Origin of the sequence: Algoriphagus boseongensis (genome assembly GCF_004362805.1) — a bacterium.
In the GTDB taxonomy this organism is placed as follows: Bacteria; Bacteroidota; Bacteroidia; order Cytophagales; family Cyclobacteriaceae; genus Algoriphagus; species Algoriphagus boseongensis.
Window position 1 is genome coordinate 62,502 of sequence record NZ_SNYF01000010.1, and the last position, 19,313, is coordinate 81,814.

20 protein-coding genes are annotated in these 19,313 nt (G+C 40.8%); 15 read left to right on the top strand and 5 right to left on the bottom strand.

Going from position 1 to position 19,313, the window contains the following annotated elements; translation table 11 throughout:
* Positions 1-6 precede the first annotated feature (6 nt).
* Positions 7-1,992 (top strand): peptidylprolyl isomerase, encoded by a 1,986-nt coding sequence (locus DFQ04_RS17025; protein ID WP_133558096.1) that lies wholly within the window; start codon positions 7-9, stop codon positions 1,990-1,992.
* A 43-nt stretch (positions 1,993-2,035) separates the two neighbouring features.
* Positions 2,036-3,400: a peptidylprolyl isomerase gene (locus tag DFQ04_RS17030; RefSeq protein ID WP_133558098.1), complete on the top strand. Its 1,365-nt coding sequence runs from the start codon at positions 2,036-2,038 to the stop codon at positions 3,398-3,400.
* Between the two features lie 39 nt (positions 3,401-3,439).
* On the opposite strand, the gene DFQ04_RS17035 is transcribed toward DFQ04_RS17030, so the two are convergent.
* Together DFQ04_RS17035 and DFQ04_RS17040 are read right to left on the bottom strand one after the other, a co-directional pair.
* Entirely contained in the window at positions 3,440-3,754 is a 315-nt protein-coding gene (locus tag DFQ04_RS17035; protein WP_133558100.1) for a hypothetical protein, read from the bottom strand.
* 66 nt (positions 3,755-3,820) lie between these two features.
* On the bottom strand, positions 3,821-5,611 hold the full coding sequence (locus tag DFQ04_RS17040) for an ABC transporter ATP-binding protein (RefSeq protein WP_133558102.1): 1,791 nt from the start codon (positions 5,609-5,611) through the stop codon (positions 3,821-3,823).
* Positions 5,612-5,755: 144 nt separating this feature from the next.
* Between DFQ04_RS17040 and DFQ04_RS17045 the strand changes: the two genes are divergently transcribed.
* The 8 genes from DFQ04_RS17045 to DFQ04_RS17080 all read left to right on the top strand — a co-directional run bounded on the left by DFQ04_RS17045 (position 5,756) and on the right by DFQ04_RS17080 (position 11,911).
* On the top strand, positions 5,756-6,856 hold the full coding sequence (locus tag DFQ04_RS17045; protein WP_133558104.1) for a Glu/Leu/Phe/Val dehydrogenase dimerization domain-containing protein: 1,101 nt from the start codon (positions 5,756-5,758) through the stop codon (positions 6,854-6,856).
* Between the two features lie 117 nt (positions 6,857-6,973).
* A complete protein-coding gene (nusB, locus tag DFQ04_RS17050) occupies positions 6,974-8,158 on the top strand; it encodes a transcription antitermination factor NusB (RefSeq protein ID WP_133558106.1) in 1,185 nt (394 codons plus the stop codon).
* Positions 8,159-8,166: 8 nt separating this feature from the next.
* Entirely contained in the window at positions 8,167-8,469 is a 303-nt protein-coding gene (locus tag DFQ04_RS17055; RefSeq protein ID WP_133558107.1) for a YtxH domain-containing protein, read from the top strand.
* A 1-nt stretch (position 8,470) separates the two neighbouring features.
* A complete protein-coding gene (locus tag DFQ04_RS17060; protein WP_133558109.1) occupies positions 8,471-9,004 on the top strand; it encodes a DUF1573 domain-containing protein in 534 nt (177 codons plus the stop codon).
* A gap of 4 nt (positions 9,005-9,008) precedes the next feature.
* On the top strand, positions 9,009-9,326 hold the full coding sequence (gene yajC / locus DFQ04_RS17065) for a preprotein translocase subunit YajC (RefSeq protein ID WP_133558111.1): 318 nt from the start codon (positions 9,009-9,011) through the stop codon (positions 9,324-9,326).
* Between the two features lie 8 nt (positions 9,327-9,334).
* Positions 9,335-10,300, top strand: a complete 966-nt coding sequence (locus DFQ04_RS17070) for a YbbR-like domain-containing protein (protein WP_133558112.1) — start codon at positions 9,335-9,337, stop codon at positions 10,298-10,300.
* Positions 10,293-10,898 (top strand): dephospho-CoA kinase, encoded by a 606-nt coding sequence (coaE, locus tag DFQ04_RS17075; RefSeq protein ID WP_133558114.1) that lies wholly within the window; start codon positions 10,293-10,295, stop codon positions 10,896-10,898. Before DFQ04_RS17070 ends, coaE begins: the two co-directional genes overlap by 8 nt.
* Before the next feature lie 128 nt (positions 10,899-11,026).
* Positions 11,027-11,911, top strand: coding sequence for a DUF808 domain-containing protein (locus DFQ04_RS17080; protein ID WP_133558116.1), 885 nt, complete (start codon positions 11,027-11,029; stop codon positions 11,909-11,911).
* An 18-nt stretch (positions 11,912-11,929) separates the two neighbouring features.
* On the opposite strand, the gene DFQ04_RS18460 is transcribed toward DFQ04_RS17080, so the two are convergent.
* From DFQ04_RS18460 to DFQ04_RS17095, 3 genes are all read right to left on the bottom strand, one after another.
* A complete protein-coding gene (locus DFQ04_RS18460) occupies positions 11,930-12,163 on the bottom strand; it encodes a nuclear transport factor 2 family protein (RefSeq protein WP_243739709.1) in 234 nt (77 codons plus the stop codon).
* Positions 12,164-12,401: 238 nt separating this feature from the next.
* On the bottom strand, positions 12,402-13,673 hold the full coding sequence (gene serS, locus DFQ04_RS17090; protein WP_133558118.1) for a serine--tRNA ligase: 1,272 nt from the start codon (positions 13,671-13,673) through the stop codon (positions 12,402-12,404).
* Positions 13,674-13,713: 40 nt separating this feature from the next.
* Positions 13,714-14,484 (bottom strand): hypothetical protein, encoded by a 771-nt coding sequence (locus DFQ04_RS17095; protein ID WP_133558120.1) that lies wholly within the window; start codon positions 14,482-14,484, stop codon positions 13,714-13,716.
* A gap of 76 nt (positions 14,485-14,560) precedes the next feature.
* Between DFQ04_RS17095 and DFQ04_RS17100 the strand changes: the two genes are divergently transcribed.
* From DFQ04_RS17100 to porG, 5 genes are all read left to right on the top strand, one after another.
* Positions 14,561-15,538 (top strand): isopenicillin N synthase family dioxygenase, encoded by a 978-nt coding sequence (locus DFQ04_RS17100; protein ID WP_133558122.1) that lies wholly within the window; start codon positions 14,561-14,563, stop codon positions 15,536-15,538.
* A 1-nt stretch (position 15,539) separates the two neighbouring features.
* On the top strand, positions 15,540-16,739 hold the full coding sequence (gene chrA, locus DFQ04_RS17105; protein ID WP_133558124.1) for a chromate efflux transporter: 1,200 nt from the start codon (positions 15,540-15,542) through the stop codon (positions 16,737-16,739).
* A 79-nt stretch (positions 16,740-16,818) separates the two neighbouring features.
* Positions 16,819-17,484, top strand: coding sequence for a CBS domain-containing protein (locus DFQ04_RS17110; protein ID WP_133558126.1), 666 nt, complete (start codon positions 16,819-16,821; stop codon positions 17,482-17,484).
* A 90-nt stretch (positions 17,485-17,574) separates the two neighbouring features.
* Entirely contained in the window at positions 17,575-18,450 is an 876-nt protein-coding gene (locus tag DFQ04_RS17115) for an NAD kinase (protein WP_133558128.1), read from the top strand.
* A gap of 91 nt (positions 18,451-18,541) precedes the next feature.
* The gene (porG, locus tag DFQ04_RS17120; RefSeq protein ID WP_133558130.1) at positions 18,542-19,303 is read left to right on the top strand and encodes a type IX secretion system protein PorG; all 762 of its coding nucleotides are present in this window, start codon (positions 18,542-18,544) and stop codon (positions 19,301-19,303) included.
* The last annotated feature ends 10 nt before the right edge of the window (positions 19,304-19,313 follow it).

Here is a 19,313-nt window from a genome sequence, read left to right on the forward strand (position 1 = left end):
CAATTCATGAATCACCGGACTGTTTCGGCATTTGTTTTTTCCCTCATACTATTAATTCAGGGCCAATTTGCTCAGGAAGCCTTTTCACAGGAATCAGAATCTTCGGTTTTGATGACTGTCGGAGGAAAGCCTGTTTATAAGGATGACTTGGTCTACTTGATTTCCAAAGGGACTGGAGATAAATCTTCTCCAGGAATAAGCAGAGAGGAATTTGAGGAAAATCTTGAGCTTTTCATCAATTACCAATTGAAAGTTAGGGAGGCAGAAGCTTTGGGCCTCGATCAATCAGAAGAATTCAAGACCGAATTCGCATCTTTTAAGGAATCATTAATCGCTCCTTTTTTAATTAAAAACTCTATTGAAGAAGGAGAGTTAAGAAAGGCTTATTCCAGAATGCAGGAAATTATCCGAGCGAGTCATGTGCTTTTCCAGTTTCCGCCTAATGCCAGTACGGAAGACAGTTTAATTGTCTTGAAGATGGCGCTCAAGGTAAAAGGTGAAATCGAGAATGGGGGAAATATCAATGAACTTGCACTGCAATATTCTGATGATCCTTCCGCACAATCCAACAAAGGAGATTTAGGATACTTCACTAGTCTTCAAATGGTTCAGCCGTTTGAGGATGCTGCCTATGGATTACAGACTGGGATGGTTTCAGATCCGGTTTTGACCAATTTTGGGTATCACATTATTCAAGTGAAGGACAGACAGCCTAATCCGGGGCAGGTTCGAGTTTCTCATATTTTAGTAAGATTTGAAGCAGGCGATGCGACTCAAGAGGAAAATGCCAGAAGGAAAATCGCTGACATCTATACCGAAATCCAAAAGGAATCCACGGTTTGGGAGGACATTGTTAGAAACTTCTCAGAAGATCCTGGCACAAAAGATCAGGGAGGTTTACTGCCATGGTTTGGCGTAGGAAATATGATTCCTGAGTTTGAAATGGCAGCTTTTTCTTTAACCGAGATTGGCGAAGTATCCCCTCCACTTCGTACCCAATATGGCTATCATATCCTGAGATTGGAGGATAAAAGACCAATTGACTCATTTGAAGAATTGGAGGAAAGTATACGATCAAGAATTTTAAGAGATTCTAGATCAGGAATGATCCAGTCCCAAGTGGTTGCAATCCAAAAAGCACGCTATGGATTCAAAGAAGATGAGCAATCTGTTCAGCAACTTTCCCAACAACTAAATGAGGTTACAAAATCTGAATTGAGCACTAGAGCAAGTTCAACCAATTCCCCTCTTTTCACGATTCAAGGCAAAGCGTATACTACCTCCGACTTGGCAAATTATGTTCAGGATCAGGAGGTCGTGTTGAGATCAAAGGTTCCGACTTTCGACTTTTGGTACGATCGATTTGTAGCAGAAACTCTAAGCAAAGAGGAAGAGAAGGATTTGGAATCAACGAATAAGGAGTATCAAATGCTGCTCAAAGAATATAGAGATGGAATTTTGCTCTTTTCCTTGATGAATAAAGAAGTTTGGGAAAAAGGAATCGCTGACTCATTGGGACAGGTTGATTATTTCCGAAAAAATATCGCTGACTATCAGTGGGGAGAAAGAACCGAAGCTTTTATTGTAAAAGTGATTGATTCTCAGCAATTGGAAAGTGCAAAGAACATGCTTCAGAACCAAGGCTATAATGAGTCGATTATTAACTCCTTTGAAAGCCAAGCAGCTGCGAATAATCCTCTTGCCTTCCAAACCGAATCAGGAGTTTTCGAAATCAATGAGCATCCGGTTTTATCCCTGATGGATCGAAATAAAACCTTCCAGGAAATCGTTTTTGAGAATCAAACCTACCTAGTCCTTACGGGTCAAAAATTCCCTGCCGGTCCAAGAAAATTTGAAGAATCCAGAGGTTTGGTAATTCGAGATTACCAGCAATATCTTGACGAAACGCTTATTTCAAAATTAAAATCTAAATACCCTGTTCAGGTAAATCCAACTATTAAGGAGGAAACCTATTTAGCCCTGAACCAATAAAACGAGAGTACCATACTGTGAGTCTCAGTTCCCATTTATTACTATGAAATTTCTAAACCGACTTTCTACTTTCTTGATTTTCTTCCTGTCAGCAAGCTTGATCTTTGCTCAGGAAACCCCGCCGACAGGTCAGGTTTTGGACAAAATCGTAGCCAAAGTAGACAACAATATCCTGCTTGAGTCTGATGTACAAAGAACCTACATCGAAGCAATTGCACAATCCCAGCAAGGAATACCTACTCCCTCCCGCTGCGATGTTTTTGAATCTCTAATGATCAATAAGCTGATGGTAGCCAAAGCAGAGATCGATTCTGTAGTGGTCACTGAAGCCGAGGTTGGCCTACAAGTAGATAACCGATTCAATGCGGTAATGCAGCAATTTGGCGGGGATGAAAGCACCTTAATCCAAGTGTATGGAAAAACCAGCGATCAGCTGAAAGCAGAAATCGAAGAAGTAATTCGAGAGCAACTTATTGTAAGCAGAATGAGAGGAAGAATCACCGAAGGAATCACGGTTTCTCCTGCAGAGGTTAGGGCTTTTTTCAACAGCATTCCCAAAGATTCCCTTCCGCTTTTTACTTCAGAGGCTACAGTTGGCCAGATTGTGAGAAAGCCAGTAGTAAATCCTAAGGTCAGAGAAGAAATTATTGCTCAGCTCACTAAGTTCAAAAATGATATTCTTGCCGGAAACGCGGACTTTGCAGATTTGGCGAAAAGATATTCCCAAGATCCAGGATCAGGCTCACAAGGTGGTGACTTAGGATTCTTCAGAAGGGGTGAATTAGCTCCAGAATATGAATCGACAGCGCTAGGCCTAAGACCTGGAGAAATCAGTGATCCAGTTGAAACCCAGTTTGGATTTCACATGATCCAATTGTTGGAAATCAGGGGGACCAGCTACAATACCCGACACATTCTAAGAATTCCCACTGCCTCCGAAGAAGATATTCTCAAAGCCGAAAGATATTTGGACAGCCTAAAAACTGAAATTCTAGCAGGGAAAATTGATTTTGCCAAAGCAGCTAAAGAATATTCCGAAGACCGAACTACTTCAGATGCGGGAGGATTTTTCACTGACCCATCGAACAATTCCAACAGACTTTCTTTGAGGACTTTGGAAGATCCGGTGCTTTACTTCACCATTGACACTATGAAGGTGGGAGACATTACTCCTCCCATCCGTTTTGAAGACCCAAGAGAAGGAACCAAAGTTAGGATTCTTTACTACAAGGCCAGATACCCAGCCCACAAGGCAAATCTGGAGGATGATTACGAAAAAATGAAGGCGGCAACCTTGAAGAGAAAAGAGGATGAAATCCTTGAAAAATGGTTTGTTACCGCAAAAGAGGATGTCTTTATTGATATCGATCCGGCATACGACCGATGCAATGTTCTCCAAAAGAAATAAAAATTAAAGCCCGAGTGATCGGGCTTATTTTTTTGAATTCTACTTTCCAAAAACGGCTTTGAAGGCGAGACCAAGTTGTTTGAAAGATTCCTTCAAAAAACCTTTGGACTCCTTAAGCCTTGGCTCCATTTCTTCTTTCCTTTCCTTAAACTCACGTTCCAGCAAAGCTTTGGCTTTCTTGAGTTCTTCCTCTAGGGTAGTTTTGTTGTCTTTAAGGTCTTTGATTTTTTGCTCGATATCATCCTTGACATCAGAACCAGCTTCTGCTCCTTTTTTTACCAGCTCTTCTATCTTCTGACCGATTTCTTGCAGCAAGGCTTCAATATCTGAAATGGGACTTTTTTTCTCTTCCATGATTCAAAAGTTTAAAATTTTGGATCAATAAGTTAAAGAAAATCCCTGATAATGACCGGTTTTTATTTACCCATCTATGGGTTCGCTGGCCTGAGTCTGCTTATCGTAAAGCTCAGCATAGACTCCCTTTTGACTCATCAAGGACTCGTGATTGCCTCGTTCTATGATTTTGCCATCATCCAAGACAATGATATGATCCGCCAATTTCGCCGAAGAAACCCTATGGGAAATAATCACTGAAGTACGGTCTTTCATGATATGCTTCAGGGCTGAGAGAATGGCATTTTCTGTTTTGGTATCTACTGCAGATAGACAATCATCCAAAATCAAAATCTTCGGTTCTTTAGCTATCGCTCTAGCTATGGAAACTCTCTGCTTTTGACCTCCTGAAAGGGTAATACCTCTTTCTCCAAGCATGGTTTCAAACCCTTTCGGGAAATCAATGATGTTTTGATACACATCAGCATCTTTAGCTGCTTGCTCAATTAAAGCTCGATCAGGGTGATCAAGGCCAAATGCGATATTATTGGCAATGGTATCTGAAAATAAAAACACATCCTGAGGCACGTAACCAATCTGTCTTCTCAATTCTGCCACATCAAAACGCTGAATTTCCTTTCCATCTATCAAGATCTGACCGCTACTCGGGTCATACATTCGCATCAATAAATTGGCAACTGTAGATTTCCCAGAACCAGTAGTTCCAATGATTCCAAGAGTCTGTCCAGCTTTTATTTCAAAGGAAATATGATCCAAAGCTTTGATCCCTGAATCTGGATAAATAAAGGTAAGATTCTCCACTAGTATGTCGCCTTCAATTTCATCTTTTAGGTTTTCCTTGCTGATGATGTCATTTTTGGCGTCAAGAAATTCGTTGATTCTGACCTGTGATGCTGCTGCTCTTTGAATAATACTAGTCACCCAACCTAAGGAGGTTACAGGCCAAGTCAGAATATTGACGTATAAAATAAACTCAGCAATAACCCCGTATCCAATCTCACCTTTGATTACTTGCATCCCACCAACATATACGGTAATGATGGTGGAGATACCCACCAAGGCCATGATTAAAGGGAAAAACAAGGCATTCACCCGCGTTAAATCAATTGATTTGGATTTGTATTCCTCACTTTCCTCCGCAAATACTCTTGCGGAATCCTCTTCTCGGACAAAAGCCTTTAGAACCCGAATTCCAGAAAAAGCTTCCTGAACATAGGTGCTCAATCCTGAAAGGCTTCTTTGGATTTTTTCAGATCGCTCATTAATCAGGTTATTCACAAAATAAATACTGATCGAAAGGACTGGTAGAGGTAATAGAGAATAGAGTGTCAATTCCGCGTTTACAGAAATCATGTAGGAAATCACCATAGGAAAAAGCGTCAAAAGACCCAATCCATACATAATCGCAGGTCCCAGATACATCCTAACTCTACTGACATCTTCAGAGATTCTAGCCATCAAATCTCCAGTACTATTTTTTCTGTAAAAGCTTAGAGGGAGATTTTGATAGTGGCTGAAAATTTCATTTTTCATATCATACTCCACCCTTCTGGACATGATGATGATGGTTTGCCGGATGAGAAAAAGAAAAAAGCCTCGCAATAAGGCCATTACCAAGATTAAAACTCCAAAAACCAGTACATAATCCAGAAAATTTTCTCTCGCCAATTCACCCAATCCACCCTTGATCAAAGGCTTGTAAAGGGTAAAACTCTCTACGACATAATCTATTGCAATTCGAACAAGTTGGGCAGGGATTATTACGAAGATATTGGAAATGACAGTGAAAAATATTCCCAATAGCAAGAGACCCTTGTATTTGTATAGGTACTTATTTAATCTCCAAAGCGGCTTCACCAAATAAAAACTTTTAATTAATAAATATACTTCTATAAACTTCCGAACCGTTTCCTTTGAAGGCAGATAAAAGTATTTAATTTTGTATCGGCCTTTTTTAAGGTAACAGCCCAAATATAACGCATTCTAAAAAGCTAAGTTCACATGTTAGAAATTAAAACGACCGAGACCGTGAGAGAAGGTTCCATTTTTGGACAGATCTCCACCATGGACCACGAGCAGTTGGTAGTATGTCATGACCAAGCGACGGGATTAAAAGCATTGATCGGTATTCATAATACCACCTTGGGGCCGGCCTTGGGCGGAACCCGCATGTGGCCTTATGCTACCGAAGAGGAAGCTATCACTGATGTATTGAGACTTTCTAGAGGGATGACTTTCAAAAACTCTCTCGCAGGACTAAATCTTGGTGGAGGTAAAGCAGTAATCATCGGGGATCCAAAATTGAAAAATGAGGCTTTCTTGAGAAGATTCGGAAGATTCGTAGAAAGTTTGGGAGGAAGATATGTGACTGCGGAAGATGTCAACATGAAGACTTCCGACATGGAATACATCGCCATGGAAACCAGACATGTTACTGGACTTCCTCAGATCAAAGGTGGTGCTGGCGATCCTTCCCCTGTTACAGCTTATGGAGTGTACATGGGAATGAAAGCTGCTGCCAAAAAAGCCTTTGGATCCGATTCCCTTACTGGAAAGAAAATCGGGGTTCAGGGAGTTGGTCAAGTAGGTAAATATCTCATTGAATACTTGGTAAAAGAAGGAGCAGAAATCCTGATCACGGACATCTTCGAAGATAAATTGAAAGAAATCGCTAAATCAACAGGAGCTACAGTGGTGGATCCAAATGTGATTTACGATATGCAAATGGACATTTATGCTCCTTGTGCTCTTGGTGCCACCATCAATGATCAGACTATTGATAGATTGAAATGCAAGGTGATTGCCGGTGGGGCAAACAATCAACTGAAAGACGAAGCCAAGCATGGTCAGATTTTGATGAGCAAGGGAATCATCTATGCTCCGGACTTTTTGATCAACGCAGGTGGTGTGATCAATGTGGGCGCAGAATATTATGGAGATTACCATAAGGAGATCGTTTTCGCTCAGACTGAGAAAATTTATGACACCTGTCTAAGCATTTTGGATAAGTCTGAAAAAGAAAATATTCCAGCTCAGGAAGCAGCTATCCAGGCTGCTAAAGCAAGAATCGAAGCTATCGGAAGAGTTAAACTTCCTTTCTAATTCTTTACCATTCCTAACTAAAGACCACCGGACAGCACGTCCGGTGGTTTTTTTGTCCATAATTGGCTAAGATTACCAACGCCAAAATCCCTATATTTACAGCTCTTTTCCAATATTATGCTCAACAGAAGAATCCTTAGAGTCAAGGCATTTCAGAACCTATATGCCTTTGAACAGTGCAAAGGATCAAATCTCAATCTGGCCAAAGATTTCATAAGGGAGTCCTTTTTACCAGATCTCAATAGTATGGAGGTCCAGGACAAAGCTGCTCTAAGTAAAGATGCGGAAGAAGCAATTCGCCTTTTTGACCAAAATCTGGCAAACCAAAATCTGCTTAAATCCTCTGAAGCAAAGCCTAAAATCAAACAGGTGGTTTTGGATGCATTGAAAAGATATCACCAAGCAAATGAGCGGGATCGCGAATTTTTGCTTAAAAACATGATCGTTTCCGCTGAACGAATTCCTCAATTGTATTTATTGGCTATTGAACTTTTACAAGCTTTTTCAAAGCATGTAGAAAAGGAATTGGAGAAAAAGAAAAGGCTAGCTGGAGATTCTCCTGTAGCTTTTGGCAATGAACTTAACCTTGCCCAAAACAAGGTTCTTGCGAATCTTAGAGAATCTCAGGATTACAGAAATGCGGTGGCACGAAACCATGTTACCCTAGATGATGTTGAATTAGAGATCAAAGAATGGTTTAGAGATTATATCAAGCCTTCTGAACCTTATCAGGAGTATTTGAAAATTTCTGATCCAAGCCTGGAGCAGGATTTTGAAATCGTAGATGACTTGTTGAAGAAAGTGATTTTCAAGAATGAAGTTCTGATGAATTACTTCTCCGAAAAAGATCTCAACTGGACCGAAAACAAATCCATTGTCAGAAGCTTGGCTTCCAAGGTTTTGAAATTTGGCTGCAATATTGCCGATTCAGAGGACAATAGTCTTCCGGAAATTGCTATCAACTGGGATGAGGATAAAGAGTTTTTTCAAAATATCTTTAACTTCACGATCGAAAATGATGCGGAAAGCAGGGCCTTGATTTCCCAAAAAACCAAGAACTGGGACATCGATCGCCTAGCATACACGGACAAAATCATCATTTCAATGGCATTGGCTGAAATGAAGAATTTTCCTAGCATTCCAGTCAAAGTGAGTATCAACGAGTACATTGACATATCAAAAACATACAGCACCCCGAAAAGCAAGCAGTTTGTGAACGGTTTGTTGGATGTAATGGCAAAAGAATTAACCGAAAACGGCCAAATACGTAAGAGTGGTCGGGGACTTTTAGACAATAAATAAGAACAACTATGAGCAAGAGCAGTAATACTTTAATCGCTTTTATGGTAGGAGCCGGAGTAGGCGCCGCACTAGGAATATTATTTGCACCTGATACAGGCGCAAATACCAGAGACAAGCTTTCTTTCCAACTTTCCAAGTACAAGAAAGAATTAGAAGATCTGATTGCTGAATTAATGGATGGAAAAGAGATCCATCTCAACGAGGCAAAATCAGAGGGAAAAAGAGTGATTTCTGAAGCAAAAAATAAAGCTGAGAATCTTCTTAGCGATGTCAATAAATTAATCGAACAAATCAACCAAGGTAAAAACTGATATGAAAATCAAATTACTTAGCGCACTTGCTGTCGCCTTGATGTTTGGCGCTTGCAACCAAAAAGATGACCAAGCAGCAAAAATTCAAGCATTGGAGGAAAAAATCGCCCAACTTGAAAATTCAAACACCGCTGTAACCCCAGTAAATGCTCAGGCAGCAACTTCTGCTGATCCGAGTACACTAGGTGGCTTTGAATTCAAAGAAATGGAGTACGATTTCGGAAACATCAATGAAGGCCAGGTGGTAGAACACGTGTTTAATTTCACCAACAACGGACAGGCTCCATTGGTAATCTCTAACATTACCGCTTCTTGTGGATGTACTAGCCCTGATTGGACCAAGAGTCCAGTAATGCCAGGTGAGGAAGGATTTGTAAAAGTAGTATTCAACTCTACTGCTAAGTCCGGTGCTCAGGCTCCAACGGTAACTATCCAAGCTAACACCAATCCAACTGTTACCCGATTGAGAATGAAGGGTTCAGTCACTCCAAAACTAGCAGGTGCTCAGGCTCCGGCAGGACCTTTGAAGAAATAAGAACATGTTAACTACGCTATTGGCCCAAGCTTCAGCAGGTGGAGCTGGTATTCTTGGACAAGTATTCCTTTTTGGCTCTATCATTTTGATCATGTATTTCTTCATGATCAGACCACAGCAGAAAAAACAAAAGGAAACCAAGAAATTTATTGAAGAGATAAAAAAGGGAGATGAAGTCGTGACTATCGGCGGAATCCATGGAAAAGTTTCCAGTGTAGAAGGAGATGTTGTCTACTTGGAACTTGACCGAGGACTAAAGGTGAAAGTCGAGAAATCTGCAATTTCCCTGGACTTTTCTAAAAAGTCACCCTCAACCAAATAACTAGAGCTTTGCCGGACACCAAAAAATCCTCTTGGAGGATTTCTTCCAAAAAACTCTCAAATCTAAAAGTGGTAGTTCTCTGCATCCTTGCAGCTACCACTTTTTGGATTTTAAATGCCCTCAACAAGGACAATTACAGCACTATTGTCGATTACCCAATCGAATGGGAGTTCGATAGAGAGCGATTCTACCCTGTCCAGCCCCTACCCCAAAGTGTTCAAATCCAGATTTCCGGTAATGGATGGGATTTGTTGAGAAAGTATTTCAACCTTAACGAACCTCCCTACAAAATCACCCTTGCAGATCCTACCGACATGCGGCAGATTTTGACTTCCGACCTGAAAAGACCTTTAGGTGAATTCCTCACTCCCACCCAGCTAATCGGCTTTTTGGAGGATTCAATTCTTTTTAAAATCGATAGAATTGAAACGAGAACTTTAACTCCTGTTTTGGATTCTACTTCTTATTCCATGGCAAAAAATGCCATAATCGAAGGTGCCATTTCCTTTGAACCCAAAGAGATTAGAATCACCGGACCAAGTTCCCTATTAGATTTTTTTGAAGGCAAATTCCCTGTTAATTTGAATAAAAACAGAATTGATCAGGACTTCCAAGGAGAAATTGTTCTAAGTATTGATAAAGAGATTTCGGAAATAGTTTCTTTAAATCTGGAAAAAATAAACGTTTCCTTCTCAGTCGTCCAGTTTATGGAAGGCAACAAGCGTCTGAAGGTGAAAAAACTGAATTTCCCCAGATCTGTAACTTTAGAGGATGAGGGAATTACGCCTGTGATGACCTATCTGGTAGATGAGCGAAGAGTGGAAGATTTGAAGGAAATGGAATTTGATGCTATTCTTGACTTTGGTAGAAGAAATCGTGCCGATAGTACGGTAACCATTCGAGTTCAACCTTCTCCAGATTTCATCAAGGATATTAAAATCACTCCCGAATTTGTCAAGCTTAAGTATGAATAAGGAAAGACCAATTTGGGTAGGAATAACTGGGGGAATCGGTTCGGGAAAATCCACAGTTTGCAAAATCTTCCAAATTTTAGGCATTCCGGTGTACTCTGCTGACGACCGAGCCAAATGGCTCATGGCGAACGATTCCCACCTAAAATCTCAAATTGCTGAAGAATTTGGTCCTGAGTCCTACCTTGAAAACGGATTGGTAAACCGAAAATTTCTAGCTGAAACAGTTTTTTCTGATCAGGAGAAAGTAAAAAAAATCAACTCCCTGGTACATCCAGCTGTGGGAAAGGACTTTTTGAATTGGTCAAAAAACCAGAACTCACCCTACATTTTAAAAGAGGCGGCTTTGCTTTTTGAAACTGGTTCTGCAAAAGAATTGGATTTCATCATCAATGTGAGCTCACCAATCAAAATCCGAATTGCCAGGGTCTTGATGCGGGATCCTCATCGCACCGAAAAGCAGGTAAATGATATCATTGACCAACAGATCCCGGATGAGGAGAAAAATGAGCTGGCTGACTTTGTAATCAAAAATACGGACAACAAGATGCTGATCCCTCAGGTTTTGGAAATCCACCAAAAGCTAATGTCCAAAGCATAAACAGCTATTCTTTTCTTTTTGGAAAATGCTTTTCGTTAAAAAAGGATCGATTTCAAGACACGGCTTTTCCTAAGCATTTGACTCAAAAACTTATATTTGATTTTTATTTAAAGCAAAAAAACTCTGTAATGGCTTCAGGAATTTTCGCCCTTTTGGATGATATCGCCACACTTATGGACGATGTGTCGGTCATGAGTAAAGTCGCTGCAAAAAAGACAGCCGGCATTTTAGGTGATGATTTGGCAGTAAATGCAGAAAAGTCTTCTGGCTTCGTTTCTGACCGAGAGCTTCCGGTTCTTTGGGCAATAAGTAAAGGCTCACTACTTAATAAGGTCATAATTTTACCTTTTGCATTTTTGCTGAGCGCATTTCTTCCAGTGGCGGTAACGATTATTCTGGTTATTGGAGGTCTTTATTTGGCTTATGAAGGGGCTGAGAAGATTTATGAATATTTCTTTCCTCATCCTCATGAAGTGAAAATTGAATTGACCGAAAATCTCAGCAAGGAGGAGGTTTTAAAGCGGGAAAAGGAAAAAATCAAATCTGCCATTGTCACGGACTTTATCTTGTCGGTTGAGATTGTAATCATTGCTTTGGGCACTGTGGTCGATGCCCCATTGACTACCCAAATTCTTGTCGTGACGCTGATAGCTTTATTGGCCACAGTAGGAGTTTATGGTATCGTTGCGATAATCGTAAGAATGGATGAATTTGGCTACAAACTGATTGCCCTTAACGAAGAAGACAATAGCTTTTCGGATAAAGTTGGTCGAGTCCTAGTCAATGCGCTACCCATGATCATTAAAGCGATGGGATTAGTAGGTACATTAGCCTTGTTGTTGGTTTCTGGAGGAATTTTCGCTCATAATATTGAGTTTTTCCATCACCTACTTCCTGAATTTATCCCGGGGATTTTACAGGAGTTTTTATTGGGGCTTGTTGTCGGGGTGATTGTTTTAGCTTTGGTTATTTTGATCAAAAAAGCATTTAAGATAAAAAGCAAGCCACATTAAGAATTCTATTTCCTTGATTTAAGGAAGCTTTTTCTCCCACCAGCTTTTGTGGACAATTTTCCATTTACCCTCCACTTTAATCAGGGTTAGAAAATCGTAATAATAAATTCCCGGCCAAAAAAGCTCCGTCTCCGCCAAGGCCATATTTCCGACTATCTTGATGGATTTAATTTCATTTTGAAACTGGCTAGGATCTCGTGGACTTCCTTTAGCAGTATTCGAAGCCCATTCCTCAAAAGGAGTAACAAACAAATCCTGACCTCTGTAGCCGATAAGTTTGGCATCTGGGAGAAAGGCTTCTTCCAGTTTCCCTTGTCTCTTTCCATCATCCCTTCAAAATAAAGATTCACTGTCCGAGAAACAGCTAGTATTTCTTCTTCTTGAGCGGAAACAAGTACCGGTGAAATAAGGAAAATCAAAAACAAGAATAGTCTCATGGTAAATTCTTATTAAATGAAAAACCCGTTTGTGGGTACAAACGGGCTGGATTTTAAATTTTGTCGAAACCTAAATAGGAATGCAGCACTTTCGGCATCAGGATTCCATCAGGGGTTTGGTTATTTTCCAAAATAGAGGCTACAATCCTAGGCAATGCCAAGGCTGATCCATTAAGCGAATGCGCCAATTGAGTCTTTTTATCTTCTCCTCTAAATCTAAGCTTCAGTCTGTTGGTCTGGTAAGTTTCAAAATTCGATACCGAACTCACTTCCAACCATCTTTCTTGGGCCGCTGAAAAAACCTCCATGTCGTAAGTCAAGGCCGAAGTAAATCCCATATCTCCTCCACAAAGTCTCAATACTCGATACGGAAGTTCAAGTTTTTTCAAAAGTCCTTGAACATAGCCACTCATCGCTTCCAAGGTATTGTAAGATTGATCCGGATGAGTAATCTGGACGATTTCTACTTTATCAAACTGGTGTAACCTGTTAAGCCCTCTCACGTGAGCTCCCCAAGAACCTGCTTCTCTTCGAAAACATGGAGTGTAGCCAACATTCTTAATGGGTAGATCTTCCTCATTGAGGATTACATCCCTGTACAAATTGGTAATTGGAACTTCCGCAGTAGGAATCAAATAGAGATTGTCTACTGACGCAAAGTACATCTGCCCTTCCTTGTCTGGAAGCTGACCAGTCCCATATCCTGAGTCTTCATTGACCATGATTGGTGGCTGTACTTCCAAATAACCAGCTGCCAAGGCTTCATCCAAGAAGAAATTAATCAAGGCTCGCTGAAGTCGAGCACCTTTTCCTTTGTAAACCGGAAAACCTGCCCCGGTGATCTTTATCCCGAGATCAAAATCGATGATGTCGTATTTTTTGATCAATTCCCAATGGGGAAGCTTTCCCTCAAAAAGAGCTGGAATCTCGCCATGTTGTAAAACAACTTCATTATCCTCGGCTGATTTCCCAGCAGGAACAGAGGTGTGGGGAATATTCGGAATGGTATAAAGAAGCGCCTTCAGGTCCTCTTCTGCTTTGCTGGTTTGTTCTTCCAGTTCTTTGATTCGGATCTTAATTTCTGCAGTTCTGGATTTCGCATTTTCTGCTTCCTCCTTTTTCCCTTCTTTCATCAGCAAACCAATTTGCTTTGAAATGGAATTGGCTTCTGCCTGAATTTGGTCTCTTTCGGTTTGGGAAGACTTTCTCAAATCATCCAGCGAGATGACCTGATCTAGTATTGCTTGGGCATTCGGGAAATTTCTCTTTTTCAGACCGAGTAAAACTCCGTCGAAATTGTCCCGGATTTGATTGACTAAAAGCATGATGAAACGTGAAAATTATCAGAGTCGCAAAGATAGGGACTTATCGGACATGGATGGTCTTCGAAACTGAAGAGAAAGGACCTTCTAGTTCTTTTCCATCCTTTCTGAGCAATTTAATTTTCACCTGATAGCTGCCCAAAGGTAAATTTTCAACTCTTATGGGGGACATTTGGTCTATTTCGTAGGTGAATTCATTGATCTCAACCAATACTTTCAATCCGTCCAGCTTCATATCTCCACCTAAAACCAAAAAATCAATAATCAATTCTTCACCCAAAGAAATGCTTTGCTCATTTCTGGGAAGGTTAACTGCCAAGAAAGGTTCTGCTGAATAGGGAAATGCTCGGGAATCACCTACCAAAAAATCCCGGTCCACATAATTGCCGAAATTTTTTAAAGCCAACCCTTCCTCATCTACCAAATAGCCAACCACCCGATAAGTTCCCTCCGTGAGTTCCTTTTGGAAAATTGGTGAAAGCTGCCCAACAGGATCTGCTCCATTAATTGTGGTGAAGAGCAAAGGAACTCCCGGAGTAGCATCTTCAAGAGGGAAATTTTTAACATTAAATTCAAAAGGAACTTTTCCGGGCCTAAAAACTTGATTGCCCAATGGAGTGTAAAGTTCCAAAATCGCATCAGGATAGTCTGTGGAATCCTCCAATTGAAAAAAGGCAACCTTGGAAAGAATTTCTGTTTGCTGAAGAGAATCTCCCGTTTGATCCATGACTTTTTCATTGATCCTTTTTTTATCGGGACTGCAGGAAAACCAAATTAGAGAGGTCAGAAAAAGACTACCTAGGAATTTGTTCATAAAACAGCGACTATTGAACCTAAAGATATTTATTTTTGACCAATTCTTTGGTCATACCAATCTAACCGTTCAATCAATGGAAATTCTATTTGATGAAATCCCAAGCCTGGATTTGGCAGATTTCACTTCAGGTACTCCTGAGCAAAAAAAAGCATTTGTTAAAAAACTAGGCGAAGCATATCAAAATATCGGCTTTGTCGCAATCAAAAATCACGGGCTGAATCAGGATCTTCAGGATCGACTATATGCATCAATCAAGGCCTTCTTTGCCCTTCCTGATGATATAAAATCCAAATACGAAAAACCTGAAATCGGCTATCAAAGGGGCTATACCGGCAAGGGAAAGGAACATGCCAAGGGAAGAAATACCGGCGACTTGAAGGAGTTTTATCACGTGGGCCAGGAGCTTTCCTTAATCCCCGATTCTGATCCTATTAAAAAAGAATATCCAGAAAACCTTTGGCCCTCAGAAATCCCCGGATTTCAAAACGATGCAGTGGAAGCCTACAGGACTCTTGAGCAAGCTGGAAAATCTATGCTTAAGGCAATCGCACTTCATTTGGAGCTTCCAGAAGACTATTTTGAAGACAAGGTGGCCTATGGAAATTCCATCTTGAGACAAATTCATTATTTCCCTATTGAAAATCCTGATGAAGTTCCTGCAGATGCAGTAAGAGCGGCTGAGCATGGAGACATCAACTTGATTACTCTTTTGATGGGTGCAAGTGCGGACGGGCTTCAAGTACTTCGTAAGGATGGAAAATGGATTCCAATCACCGCCCTTCCAGACCAATTGGTAGTCAATGTGGGGGATATGCTGGAGCGATTGACTAATAAAAAATTAAAATCGACCATTCACCGAGTAGTCAATCCTCCCCGAGAATTGATGCATACTAGCAGATATTCGATTCCCTTCTTTATGCATCCAAGATCGGAAATGGATCTAACCTGCCTGGAAAGCTGTATTGATGAAAACCATCCTAAGCAGTTTAAGGACGCTACTGCTGGAGAATTTCTGGAAGAGAGATTGAGAGAACTTGGTCTAAGGAAGTAAAATGTCGGTACGAAGGGTCCGATATTATCTTTTCCTGAAGGATATCCTGATTCTTTCGATCACCTCATTTGGTGGACCTCAGGCGTTTTTGGCCATGCTCCTTGAGCGAATGGTAAAAACACGCTCTTATATAACGGAGGAGGAGCTTTGGGAACTCAATGCGCTTTGCAATATGCTCCCAGGCCCCTCTTCCACTCAATTAATTTCCGCCATTGGGTTTCGGGTTGGAGGACCAAACTTGGCCTATCTGGCACTTTTTGTCTGGATTTTGCCAGCCACAATACTCATGACCTCCGCGGCTCTCCTGATTAGTTTTTTGCAGGAAAATACCCCTGGAGCCTTAAAATTTGCCCGATTTATCCAGCCGATGGCAATAGGGTTTATCATTTTTGCGGCTCAAAAAACCATTAGCAAAATGGTGAAAACCACTGAGGCAATGGTTCTGATGCTGATCTCTGCATTTGTGGCATTCTTTTACAGCTCCCCTTACATCTTCCCTGTAATGCTGATTTTTGGCGGGCTGAGTACTTCCATCAAGTATAAAAACCAACCCAAGTCTGAAGAAGATAAATCCCTTGTGATCAAGTGGAGCAATTTCTATCTATGGGCTGGAGTTTTGATAATTGCCGCAATTGCCGGAGCGATTACCAAATGGCAACCCATTTTACTATTTGAGAATTTCTACCGTAACGGAAGTTTGATTTTTGGAGGGGGACAAGTTTTAGTTCCGTATCTGTACACGGAATTTGTGGACTTTAAGCATTTTCTTAGCTCAGAAGAATTTCTTACCGGCTATGCCATTTCCCAAGGAATTCCTGGACCCACATTCTCCATTTCCTCCTACATAGGAGCACTTTCCATGAGAGAATTTGGAAGTACAGGATTCATCATGGGTGGGTTGATAGCAGCAGCGGGAATTTTTTTACCCGGAATATTCCTGATCTTTTTTGTGATCCGATTTTGGGACCAACTCAAACTTTATCGACCTGTGCGGGCAGCCTTGGAGGGAATAAATGCCGTTTCTTGCGGGATGCTGATTGCCGCAGCTTACTTGCTTTTTGAGCCTTTGGAGGCAAATGGCCTAAATATCCTGTTCATTTTAGGAACCTACTCCCTACTTCAATTCACCAAAATCTCGTCACCTATGATCATTTCGGCGGGAATAGTATTGGGAATTTTAGCCAATCAATTTTTAGGATAAAGTCCAGATTCTTCCCAATCTGAACAGATTTGCCCTAGAAAGCGTTTTTACTTCTGAATTGATTTCCTAACTTTCTTTCATGCAAGCCTACGAATTCATCAATAGTTTGATCCCACCACTGAAACTTTCAGATCGGGCAGGCATGGCGTTGAATTGGATGGAAGAGATCCGAACGGACTATCTTCCAGTGATTGATGAAGGTAGATTTTTGGGTTTCATTGGAGACGAAACCATATTTGAGTTAAATAATCCAGACATACTTATCAGCCAAATTGAATTGGAAGCAGGCTCCTGCTGGGTTTACACCGATAAGCATATTTATGATGTACTCCGCGTAGCATCCGAAAATCAAAGCAATTTGGTTGCAGTTTTGGACAGAGAAAATACCTACATGGGCGTCATCACCATGGAAGATGCCATTTCTTCTTTTGCAGATAGTCTTTCGATCAAATCCCAAGGCGGTGTGCTGATCCTTTCCATGAATATGTCAGATTACCATCTTTCCGAAATCGCAAGACTCGTGGAATCTGAGAACACCAAGATTTTGAGTTCATTTATTACAGTGGATCCTTTAGATGATTCAAAAATAAAATTGACTCTCAAGATGGATAAGCCTGACCTGAAACATGTCAAGGCTACTTTGGAAAGATTCGGATACCGGATTATTGACCACTACCAGGAGGAATCAGGAATCAGCGCAGATTCGGATCGTATCGGTAACTTGCTGAGATTTTTAGATATTTAAATCATGAAATCCTGAATTGGGCAAAACAATCCGAAAATAGATTGAGAGCCCTACAAGATTTCATGTGACCCAAAGAACTACACAAATCCAATGAAAGTAGCCTTACATGGTTTGGCATTAAAGCCCGAGAATTTTCCTAAAATCGAATTGCTTTTCAAAGAACTGGTCAAGTATGGGTTTGAAATTTTTGTGACAGATCCTTTTGACCGTCAGCTAAAAATGAATGGAAACAAGGTTCTTTCGTATTGGCTTTTAGAAAATCCAGAGGAAATAGGGGAAATGGACTTTTTGATCTCCATCGGAGGTGATGGTACCTTACTGGATGCTGTCTGCGTTGTTGGCGATAAAGAAATTCCAATCTTAGGGCTAAACATCGGGAGGATGGGATTCTTGGCTACCGTGGCGACGGATCGGATTTCAGAAGCTGTAAAAATGCTTGCAGAAGGAAATTATCAGATTGAATCTCGATCCTTGCTCAGTTTGAATTGCAATCGGAAATTGTTTAATGGGTTAAATTTTGCCTTGAATGAATTTACAATCCATAAGCGAGATACTTCATCCATGATTACGGTTCATACCTACATCGATGGAAAATACCTTAATTCCTACTGGGCGGATGGTTTGATTGTAGCTACGCCTACAGGATCTACTGGATATTCCCTAAGCTGCGGAGGTCCATTGATTACGCCGGAAGCAAAAAGTCTAGTCATCACACCGGTAAGTCCGCACAACTTAAATGTCCGGCCGATTATCGTTTCCGATGATTCAGAGATAAGCTTCAAAATAGAAGGCCGAACCGATAAGTTTATGATTTCTTTGGATTCCAGATCGACTTCCATTTCCTCCGAAGTGGAATTGAGTGTAAAAAAGGAGAAGTTTTCGGCAAAATTGGTCAAATTGCCTCATTATCATTTCTTTGATACCCTGAGACAAAAATTGAATTGGGGCTACGATATGAGAAACTGAATTTAAATCAACCTTGAGCTTAACAATTATTAACCCAGCAAATACTTTAGTTCGTTTTTTAAACGTTGGGTACTTTATAACTTGCATCGTCTTGAAAAAGGTCAATTTTAAGATTTTCAGTCACTTACTTTCACTTCTCATTTTAGGTTTGGTTTTTAATCATTCTCTAATAGCCCAGAAATATGAAATTGGTGGCGGATTGGGAACCTCAGTTTATTCAGGTGACATCATTCGAAAAATTGACCCGGGGCAGGCAAGCCTCCAAGGAACGTTGTTTGGCAAGAGAAATTTTGACAATGTGTGGACATTAAGAGTAGGACTCAACCTAGCTCAAGTAAATGGTGCAGACAGTATTAAGCCTATAGATGCCATGGCCCAATACAGAGATGCAAGATTTAGAGCTGGGATAATTGAATTCTCTGCGGTAATGGAATTTAATTTCCTCGATTTTCTCCGGAATGATTCAGAATTTAGGTTTTCCCCCTATGCATTCTTTGGAATAGGATACGCCCAAGTTTTAGCAAAAGGTAACACTTGGTTTTACCTACCTTCATCTAGGTATAATTTGGGGACAGTCGTGATTCCATTCGGTGGCGGGGTCAAATACAGACTAAATGACCGTTGGACCTTGGCAGGCGAGTTGGGATTTAGGCCTACAACTACTGACTATCTGGATAAATTGGATAGTACTTTACCTGCCATCCCAAGATATCCCCAACCTGTAGATCCAAATACTGGGCAATCTCCTCCTTATGGAGTTAATTTTGGGAACCCAAACACGAAGGATTGGTATTACTTCCTCGGCTTAACCGTTAGCTACACCTTTGCCAATGTGAAATGCTATGCCTATTAATTAATTGACT

Excerpts from the sequence above, each read along its gene's own strand:
- DFQ04_RS17025 (WP_133558096.1), top strand. The coding sequence starts at position 7 with ATGAATCACCGGACTGTTTCGGCATTTGTTTTTTCCCTCATACTATTA.
- DFQ04_RS17030 (WP_133558098.1), top strand. The coding sequence starts at position 2,036 with ATGAAATTTCTAAACCGACTTTCTACTTTCTTGATTTTCTTCCTGTCA.
- DFQ04_RS17035 (WP_133558100.1), bottom strand. The coding sequence starts at position 3,754 with ATGGAAGAGAAAAAAAGTCCCATTTCAGATATTGAAGCCTTGCTGCAA.
- DFQ04_RS17045 (WP_133558104.1), top strand. The coding sequence starts at position 5,756 with ATGTTAGAAATTAAAACGACCGAGACCGTGAGAGAAGGTTCCATTTTT.
- nusB (WP_133558106.1), top strand. The coding sequence starts at position 6,974 with ATGCTCAACAGAAGAATCCTTAGAGTCAAGGCATTTCAGAACCTATAT.
- DFQ04_RS17055 (WP_133558107.1), top strand. The coding sequence starts at position 8,167 with ATGAGCAAGAGCAGTAATACTTTAATCGCTTTTATGGTAGGAGCCGGA.
- DFQ04_RS17060 (WP_133558109.1), top strand. The coding sequence starts at position 8,471 with ATGAAAATCAAATTACTTAGCGCACTTGCTGTCGCCTTGATGTTTGGC.
- yajC (WP_133558111.1), top strand. The coding sequence starts at position 9,009 with ATGTTAACTACGCTATTGGCCCAAGCTTCAGCAGGTGGAGCTGGTATT.
- coaE (WP_133558114.1), top strand. The coding sequence starts at position 10,293 with ATGAATAAGGAAAGACCAATTTGGGTAGGAATAACTGGGGGAATCGGT.
- DFQ04_RS17080 (WP_133558116.1), top strand. The coding sequence starts at position 11,027 with ATGGCTTCAGGAATTTTCGCCCTTTTGGATGATATCGCCACACTTATG.
- serS (WP_133558118.1), bottom strand. The coding sequence starts at position 13,673 with ATGCTTTTAGTCAATCAAATCCGGGACAATTTCGACGGAGTTTTACTC.
- DFQ04_RS17095 (WP_133558120.1), bottom strand. The coding sequence starts at position 14,484 with ATGAACAAATTCCTAGGTAGTCTTTTTCTGACCTCTCTAATTTGGTTT.
- DFQ04_RS17100 (WP_133558122.1), top strand. The coding sequence starts at position 14,561 with ATGGAAATTCTATTTGATGAAATCCCAAGCCTGGATTTGGCAGATTTC.
- chrA (WP_133558124.1), top strand. The coding sequence starts at position 15,540 with ATGTCGGTACGAAGGGTCCGATATTATCTTTTCCTGAAGGATATCCTG.
- DFQ04_RS17110 (WP_133558126.1), top strand. The coding sequence starts at position 16,819 with ATGCAAGCCTACGAATTCATCAATAGTTTGATCCCACCACTGAAACTT.
- DFQ04_RS17115 (WP_133558128.1), top strand. The coding sequence starts at position 17,575 with ATGAAAGTAGCCTTACATGGTTTGGCATTAAAGCCCGAGAATTTTCCT.